This window comes from Prevotella sp. P5-92 (assembly GCF_002251245.1).
Classification (GTDB): Bacteria; Bacteroidota; Bacteroidia; order Bacteroidales; family Bacteroidaceae; genus Prevotella.
Window position 1 is genome coordinate 1 of record NZ_NPJG01000134.1, and the last position, 7,334, is coordinate 7,334.

Consider the following 7,334-nt stretch of genomic DNA (forward strand, 5'->3'; position numbering starts at 1 on the left):
GTCTTTTTGACTCAATTCCCTTAATGCTGCTATCGAGCCACTTTCACCTGCATTTTCTTGGTTTTGAAAAAAAAATTCATCATATTCCCACTTTTTCCCGCCTTTTTCTTGGAACGTAACAATAAAAATACTAACTTTGTACCCAAGAAAAGCTGCACCTCGGCATAATTGCTCAAGCAAGCTTGGCAAGTTCTGCTCTCGGTTTGCATTTTCTTTGCATAAGAAAAGCTGAATATATTAAAACGTATGATAAGAACAATGTATAGAGCCGTAAAGGCAATTAAAATAGCAATTGGGTGGGGTAATTTTTGTTCTACTCGAATAAAGTTCCGCCCTGTCATCCAAGGGTCATGGGGACAGGTACATTGGTTCACTCTTTCGGGCTGGTGAACTTGTCAATATGATTCCTTCATCATAATAGTTTGGAATTGGTTTAAAGGCAGCGGCAAATGGCAGTCGCTGCCTTTTCTTTTGGAAGAAATTTGGAGAAATGTTTGGAGGAATGAAAAATAGTTTGTATCTTTGCGGCATCAGAGAAAAAACGATAAGATATGAGACGACCGGAAATAGTGGAAAAAATACGCAAGGCAATGTCTGTTGTCGCCCCCACAGCAAAGACAATTCTATACGGCAGTGAGGCGAGGGGGGATGCGCGTCCTGACAGTGATATAGACTTGCTTGTGCTGGTTAATCAACCAAAGTTGTCAATAAGCGAAGAGGAGAGGATTATATCGCCATTATGTGATATAGAAATTGAAACAGGAGTTTTGATAAATGCTCGTGTTATGCCTCGTGCTGCATGGGAAAACCGTCCATTTACAACTCCGTTTTATTTAAATGTTACAAGCGAAGGAGTAGTGTTATGAAGCAGCAATTGAGTGAAGAAAATGTGAACGCTCTTGTTTCATATCGGTTGAGTAGAGCAAAGGAAACATTGGCAGAGGTTCCACATCTTAGAGATATGGGCTATTTTAATACAGCAGTTAATCGACTGTATTATGCTTGTTATTATGCTATGGTGGCTTTGTTGATTAAGAACCATATTCAGGCCTCTACTCATGCTGGAGTAAAACAGATGTTGGGATTACATTTCGTTTCTAAAGGATTGATATCGAAAGAGTCAAACCGTAGTTTTTCACTTCTGTTTGAACGTCGTCATAGTTCTGATTATGATGACTTCGCATATGCTACATGTGAAGAGGTTGATGAATTGCTCCCCAAAGCAAAATCGTTTATATCAGAAATCGAAGCTTTGTTGTGATATATGCAGATACTATTATGGTCGCTATTCCTAGTGATTATGTGGAACATGATTGTGGGGAAGAAGAAGTGAAAATTGCCGCGGGCGAGATGCCTACGCTCCCATTGCGTATGCGGCAGTAGGGCGGTCTTACACGAGGTAAGACCCTACAGGCGGCGGGGGCTTTCGCATGATAAATCCGCAAATAATCGGGGAAATGTTTGGTGGAATGGAAAATAGTTCGTATCTTTGAGGCGTTAAAAAGGATATTATGAGCGAAGATAAAATTGTTGAGAGCATTAAGGAGGTGGCGAAGAACGTGCTGCCTGAGAATGCGAAGTTGTTGCTTTATGGTTCCAGGGCAAGGGGGGACTATAGTGAAGGCAGCGATTGGGATTTGCTTGTCATATTGGATAAGGCAAAGATAGAACAATCTGACTATGACAATATCGTATATCCTCTCACAGACCTCGGTTGGGGCCTCGGGGAAAGTATAATTCCAGTGCTTTATACGAAAAAGGAATGGGAATCTATGTCCCCAATGCCATTCTATCAAAATGTTGAACAAGATAAAAGACAATTGATATGACGTTATCTCCAACGGAAAGAAAGATAGTTGTTGGTCTGGAACTAGAAAAGGCTAATAGTATATTTTCTCAAATAGAAGTGTTGCAAAATGCAGGTTTTTGGGATAATATAGCGAATAGGCTATACTATTCATTATTTCATGCTGTTTCTGCATTATTAATAAATGAAGGACTTCCTGTTAATTCTCATAAAGGTCTTGCCTTGGTAGGAAGTATAGGAGATGTTTTCCTGTGTCAGTTCCTTGATGGCTCTGAGAATGGTATCAGAGCAGGATGATACGAGAGATGACGCATAAGATGTGATGTTACATCCTCCACGCATGAGCCGCCACAGAAATAAACGCTCATCAGCGAACGGACTATCTCGCTGAACTGATATCCGATGATACTGCTGCATCTCTGACCCAGTGTTGAGTCGATAACGGGTGAAAGTATGGAGTCAAATTTCTCCATGATTGAAAAAATTCCTCCAAAAGGTGTGAGTTTCTCAGATTTTATTTGTACCTTTGCCATGCCTTGTTACGATTTTCGCTTGTTTTCTAATTGCAACACTAAGATAAGTGAAAAATCTGACATGGCAAAATCCTGAGCAACTTTTTGTTGCTCAGGAACTTATAAATTAATTCAAATCAAAGTGTTGCGGAATTAAGGAATGTAAGACTTATGCTCAACAGATTTTCAAGACTCGTTCTCATGGGTATTGCTCTCATGACCGTTTTTGCTGCGAAGGCTCAGAACCCAGCCATCAGCGCAATCTACACACCCGATCCAGCTCCTTACGTTCATGGCGACAAGGTGTATCTTTTCGTTGACCATGACGAGGATGATGCAGTTTACTTCAAAATGAAGGATTGGTTAGTGTTCAGTACAGAAGACATGGTAAACTGGACCTATCTGGGTGCTCCCGTATCCACAGAAACATTCGCATGGGCGAAGCAAGGCGACAGAGCATGGGCAGCTCAGGCAGTTGAACACAAGGGAAAATGGTATTGGTATCTCTGTTGCAACACAGCTGACGGCAAGGACGCATTATGTGTGGCAGTTGCCGATAATCCTCAAGGACCATGGAAAGATGCGATAGGAAAACCGTTGGCAACAGGATTCGGATTCATCGACCCTACAGTGTTCATCGATGACGATGGTACTCCTTATTTGTTTTGGGGAAACAAAGGATTCTGGTATGGAAAGTTGAACGACGACATGATTTCGTTTGCTGACGGATATAAAGAAGTACCAGGATATACTGATCCAAAGAGTTTCGGCGCATTGCAATCAAAGATGGACTGGAGCATAGGACGTAACCGCGAGATGACTCAGTACGAGGAGGGTCCGTGGGTCACTAAGCAGAACGGCATGTATTATGCAGTCTATCCTGCCGGAGGTGTTCCTGAATATATGGCATACTCAACAGCCCCAACAGTGAATGGACCATGGACATTCCGTGGCCGTATCATGAACGAGGCAGAAAACAGCTTTACGATCCATGGCGGTAATATCACATTCAAAGGACACAACTACATGTTCTACCACAACGGAGCCCTGCCTAACGGAGGAGGATTTCGTCGTTCAACAGCCATTGAGGAATTCAAGTTCAACAATGACGGTACAATCCCATTCATTCCATTCACAAAAGAAGGAGTGAAACCGGTTGGAAAACTTGATCCGACCAAGAGAGTGGAAGCAGAAACCATGGCAAGTAGCTGGGGAGTGAAACTCGACAGAAAAGGCGGTAAAGACCACTATGTGACCTCTGTTCATAACGGCGACTGGATAAAGTTGCGCAATGTAGATTTCGGCGAAGGAAACGCAACTGCAGTAAGTGCAACCATTGGTCAGTTGAAGAATGCCGGTTCAATTGAGTTCTTTATCGACAAACTGGATGGTTCTTCATTTGCTAAGATTGACTTCGGAAAGGCCAACGAGACCAAAGAAGGAAGAATCACGGGCAGAGACAAACCAAAAGGTACTCATGACGTGTATATACTGTTCAGGGGCGGCGATGAAGAGCTATTTGACCTAGATTGGTGGAATTGTCTGCAGTATTGAAATCATAGGTCTTGCCTTGGTCGGAAGTATAGGAGATGTTTTCCTGTGTCAGTTCCTTGATGGCTCTGAGGATGGTATCAGAGCTGCATGTACGAAGGGTAGGATGATACGAGAGATGGCGCATCAGTTGTGACGTTACATCTTCCACGCATGAGCCGCCACAGAAATAAACGCTCATCAGCGAACGGACTATCTCGCTGAACTGATATCTGATGATACTGCTGCATCTCTGACCCAGTGTTGAGTCGATAACGGGTGAAAGCATGGAGTCAAATTTCTCCATGATTGAAAATATTCCTCCAAAAGGTATGAGTTTCTCAGATTTTATTTGTACCTTTGCCATGCCTTGTTACGATTTTCGCTTGTTTTCTAATTGCAACACTAAGATAAGTGAAAAATCTGACACGGCAAAATCCTGAGCAACTTTTTGTTGCTCAGGAACTTATAAATTAATTCAAATCAAAGTGTTGCGGAATTAAGGATTAATATGAAGAAATGTTTTTTGCTTTTCCTGTTGGGTGCGGTCTGTTTGGTAAACGGCAATGCTCAGAATGATGCAGAAAGTACTGGAATTGAAATTGTAACCAAGTTGGATAAGCCCTCAATCCCATTCAATGAGGATGATTTGTGCGGGTATCTGCTGGTCTATTTCAAGGATCAGGACCAGTCTGCCTATATGGCAATAAGCAACGACGGTTATACCTTTACAGACATTAATAATGGAAAGCCTGTGTTCTTAGGCTATGAACTGGCCGAACAGAAGGGTGTACGCGATCCCCACATAACTCGAGGGCCGGATGGCGCTTTTTATCTGGCCATGACTGATCTGCACATATTCGGTCAGCGAGCCGGTTACCGAGATACAGAATTTGAGCGTCCGGCCGAGAAATACGGATGGGGTAACAACCGCGCTCTTGTCCTTATGAAATCATACGACCTCATACATTGGACTCATTCAGATTTCCGTGTTGACAAAGCCTTTCCGGAACTTGGAGATATTGACTGCTCATGGGCACCGGAGACGGTATATGACCCGGTGGAAAAGAAAATGATGATTTACTTTACCATCAGGTACAACAACAGGGAATGCCATCTCTATTACTCATATCCCAACGATGATTTTACAAAGCTGGAGACAACTCCTGTAAGAATAACTGACATAGGTGGACTTGACGGAGATATCACAAAGGTAGGAGACAAATACCATCTGTTCTATGTCTCTGGAGCCAAGGTGCTCCATTCAGTTTCAGACAGGATAAACTCAGGTTATCCTATAGAAACAGGACGCATTGATCCCGAGAAGGTTTCGACCGAGGCTCCTAATGTCTTCAAGCGGCTTGGCACCGACAAGTATGTGCTTATGTACGATGTCTATGGTGCCCGTCCAAGCAATATGGGATTCAGCGAGACAACAGATTTTGTGAACTATGAAAATCTGGGGCACTTTAACGAGGGCGTTATGAAGACTACAAATTTCACCAGTCCAAAGCACGGAGCCGTCACATACCTTACAAAGAAAGAGTTGGAGTCAATCAAACAGCATTGGAACATAGAACCACTTTCCAAATAGTATGTAGAACACTTGCAACTATTTGAAAATTAATCTATTCGCTTTAATATTTGGCACACGAAGGCTAGTTTTTCCGGCACTCGTGTGCATATTTTTTTCCCGGAGAAATCAGCAAAACCTCAATAAAGATAAAAGAACTATCAGCGAACACATCAGCAATATCGGCACAAAGCTGGCAAAATTTCTTATTGTGAACTCAATGACAAGTGGGTTCGCAATGAGAAGTTTAGTGGTGGCATCGACCTTTCCAAGCGAACCCTTCATAAATGGATTGATGTTATCTTTGATACGTTTGGTATAATTGTAGCTAATGAAGGTAAGGACGAATACAGATATTATCTGGAGAATCCAGATGAGTTGAAGAACGGTTCGATGGAGCGATGGCTTTACTCCGTGAATAGTGTCAGCAATGCTTTGATGGAACATAAGTCGTTGCATAGTCGCATCATGCTGGAGAATATTCCATCGGCAGAGAATCATCTGGACACTATAATGACTGCCATGAAGAACAACCATCGCTTGCGCATTATCAGCCATGATTACTGCGAAAACAAGGATTCTCTCCTTATCGTAGAACCATACCTATTGCGACTCTGGCATCAGTGTTGGTACATCGTTGCCAATACTGTTAACACGAATGAGAGATGTGTTACGCAGAATCGGTTTTGAGCGTGTGGAAAGGGTAGGGCGAAAGAGAGCCGGATGGCCTCTTGTTGGCAAGAAACAACGTCCTGTGTAGAAAGGAAAGATTTGGCAGCATGAGTCTGACGGATGGTTTATATACAGTAACACCAATAATGATCAGAAAAAGGAAGACTTGCAGGCTATCTCTGATTTCTATCACCTTGGATTGATGATTTCAGACGGGAAGCCGGAAAAATAATAATTGATAGTGTTATGCAGATATTACTTTGGTCGCTATTCCTCGTGATTATGTGGAACATGATTGTGGGGAAGAAGTGAAAATTGCCGCGGGCGAGATGCCTACGCTCCCATTGCATATGCGGCAGTAGGGCGGTCTTACCTCGTGTAAGACCCTACAGGCGGCGGGGGCTTTCGCATGATAAATCCGCAAATAATCGGGGAAAAGTTTGGAAGAATGGAAAATAGTTTGTAACTTTGAGGCGTTAAAAAGGACAGTGGGACAGGTGATGAAGTGAACCCCAAAAGTTGGACACAACACTTACTGTTCATATGCGAAGAAGAACATTAGAAGAAAAGTTAGAAGCTATTAGATTAGTAGAGGCGGGCAACTCTCCTCGTTCAGTGTCTGACCGTTTACACATTGGACACCATCAAATTTATGAGTGGTTATACATTTATAAAGAAAAAGGAGTCTCCGGACTTGAAAACAAGCGTATATGTAAGAAAAACCAGTATTCATTTGAAAAAAAATGCGAAATTATTCGTGAATATCAAGAATCTGAGCTAACTTTGCCTGAGATTAGTTCTAAGCATGGTATCTCGGCTAGTACCTTAGTCGGCTGGCTGTCCAAGTTCAACAAGGGTGGAAAGGATGCGCTTGCAAGTAAGCAACCATCGCCAAGAGAACAATCCAGGAGCATTATGAAAAGATTACCAAAGGAAGAGTGTGAGAAGGAAAACGAGAGGCTCCGCAGGGAGATCGAACGCCTCAGGGCGGAGAACCTGCTGCTAAAAAAAGTGAAAGCCTTAGTCGAGGAAAGAGAGTCCCGAAACAGAAGGATTGGGCGCGGGCCATTGACGAACTAAGGCGCGAGGAGCATGTGGATCTCAATCTCCTGTTGGAGTTGAAGAAGATGGCACGCAGCACTTTTTACTATCACATGAAAAATATTGGCAATGATGACAAATACAAGGATGTGAAGGACAAAATAGCAACAATATTCCACAAGCACAAAGGCCGGTACGG

The 7,334-nt window shown here is 42.8% G+C and carries 9 protein-coding genes and 3 pseudogenes; 8 read left to right on the forward strand and 4 right to left on the reverse strand.

Annotated features, from left to right (window positions below; all coding sequences use genetic code 11):
• Positions 1-180 (reverse strand): hypothetical protein (locus tag CIK99_RS15635; protein WP_216822817.1); only part of this gene is annotated, 180 nt, incomplete at its 3' end.
• A 371-nt stretch (positions 181-551) separates the two neighbouring features.
• Here CIK99_RS15635 and CIK99_RS14665 point away from each other — a divergent pair.
• From CIK99_RS14665 to CIK99_RS15840, 4 genes and pseudogenes are all read left to right on the forward strand, one after another.
• On the forward strand, positions 552-866 hold the full coding sequence (locus tag CIK99_RS14665) for a nucleotidyltransferase domain-containing protein (protein WP_094382241.1): 315 nt from the start codon (positions 552-554) through the stop codon (positions 864-866).
• Positions 863-1,261: a HEPN domain-containing protein gene (locus CIK99_RS14670; RefSeq protein ID WP_094382242.1), complete on the forward strand. Its 399-nt coding sequence runs from the start codon at positions 863-865 to the stop codon at positions 1,259-1,261. The genes CIK99_RS14665 and CIK99_RS14670 overlap by 4 nt, the downstream gene beginning before the upstream one ends.
• Positions 1,262-1,511: 250 nt before the next feature.
• Positions 1,512-1,829: a nucleotidyltransferase domain-containing protein gene (locus tag CIK99_RS14675; protein WP_094382243.1), complete on the forward strand. Its 318-nt coding sequence runs from the start codon at positions 1,512-1,514 to the stop codon at positions 1,827-1,829.
• Positions 1,826-1,966, forward strand: a pseudogene (locus CIK99_RS15840) (hypothetical protein); the annotation flags it as partial. The gene CIK99_RS14675 and the pseudogene CIK99_RS15840, both read left to right, overlap by 4 nt.
• A 51-nt stretch (positions 1,967-2,017) precedes the next feature.
• Here the strand turns inward: CIK99_RS15840 and CIK99_RS15070 are convergent.
• Positions 2,018-2,340 (reverse strand): annotated as a pseudogene (locus CIK99_RS15070) (IS1380 family transposase); the annotation flags it as partial.
• A gap of 150 nt (positions 2,341-2,490) precedes the next feature.
• On the opposite strand from CIK99_RS15070, the gene CIK99_RS14685 reads away from it, so the two are divergent.
• Positions 2,491-3,873, forward strand: a complete 1,383-nt coding sequence (locus CIK99_RS14685; protein ID WP_173805372.1) for a family 43 glycosylhydrolase — start codon at positions 2,491-2,493, stop codon at positions 3,871-3,873.
• Here CIK99_RS14685 and CIK99_RS14690 read toward each other — a convergent pair.
• Positions 3,845-4,216: pseudogene (locus CIK99_RS14690) on the reverse strand (IS1380 family transposase); the annotation flags it as partial. The gene CIK99_RS14685 and the pseudogene CIK99_RS14690 overlap by 29 nt on opposite strands.
• 246 nt (positions 4,217-4,462) lie before the next feature.
• On the opposite strand from CIK99_RS14690, the gene CIK99_RS14695 reads away from it, so the two are divergent.
• On the forward strand, positions 4,463-5,443 hold the full coding sequence (locus CIK99_RS14695) for a glycoside hydrolase family 43 protein (RefSeq protein WP_216822818.1): 981 nt from the start codon (positions 4,463-4,465) through the stop codon (positions 5,441-5,443).
• Positions 5,444-5,551: 108 nt separating this feature from the next.
• Here CIK99_RS14695 and CIK99_RS14700 read toward each other — a convergent pair whose 3' ends face one another.
• A complete protein-coding gene (locus tag CIK99_RS14700) occupies positions 5,552-5,881 on the reverse strand; it encodes a hypothetical protein (RefSeq protein WP_216822819.1) in 330 nt (109 codons plus the stop codon).
• 9 nt (positions 5,882-5,890) lie between these two features.
• Here CIK99_RS14700 and CIK99_RS16150 point away from each other — a divergent pair, with 9 nt between their 5' ends.
• On the forward strand, positions 5,891-6,112 hold the full coding sequence (locus tag CIK99_RS16150) for a WYL domain-containing protein (protein ID WP_371591055.1): 222 nt from the start codon (positions 5,891-5,893) through the stop codon (positions 6,110-6,112).
• Positions 6,113-6,637: 525 nt separating this feature from the next.
• Positions 6,638-7,174: a helix-turn-helix domain-containing protein gene (locus tag CIK99_RS14705; RefSeq protein ID WP_094379475.1), complete on the forward strand. Its 537-nt coding sequence runs from the start codon at positions 6,638-6,640 to the stop codon at positions 7,172-7,174.
• The last annotated feature ends 160 nt before the right edge of the window (positions 7,175-7,334 follow it).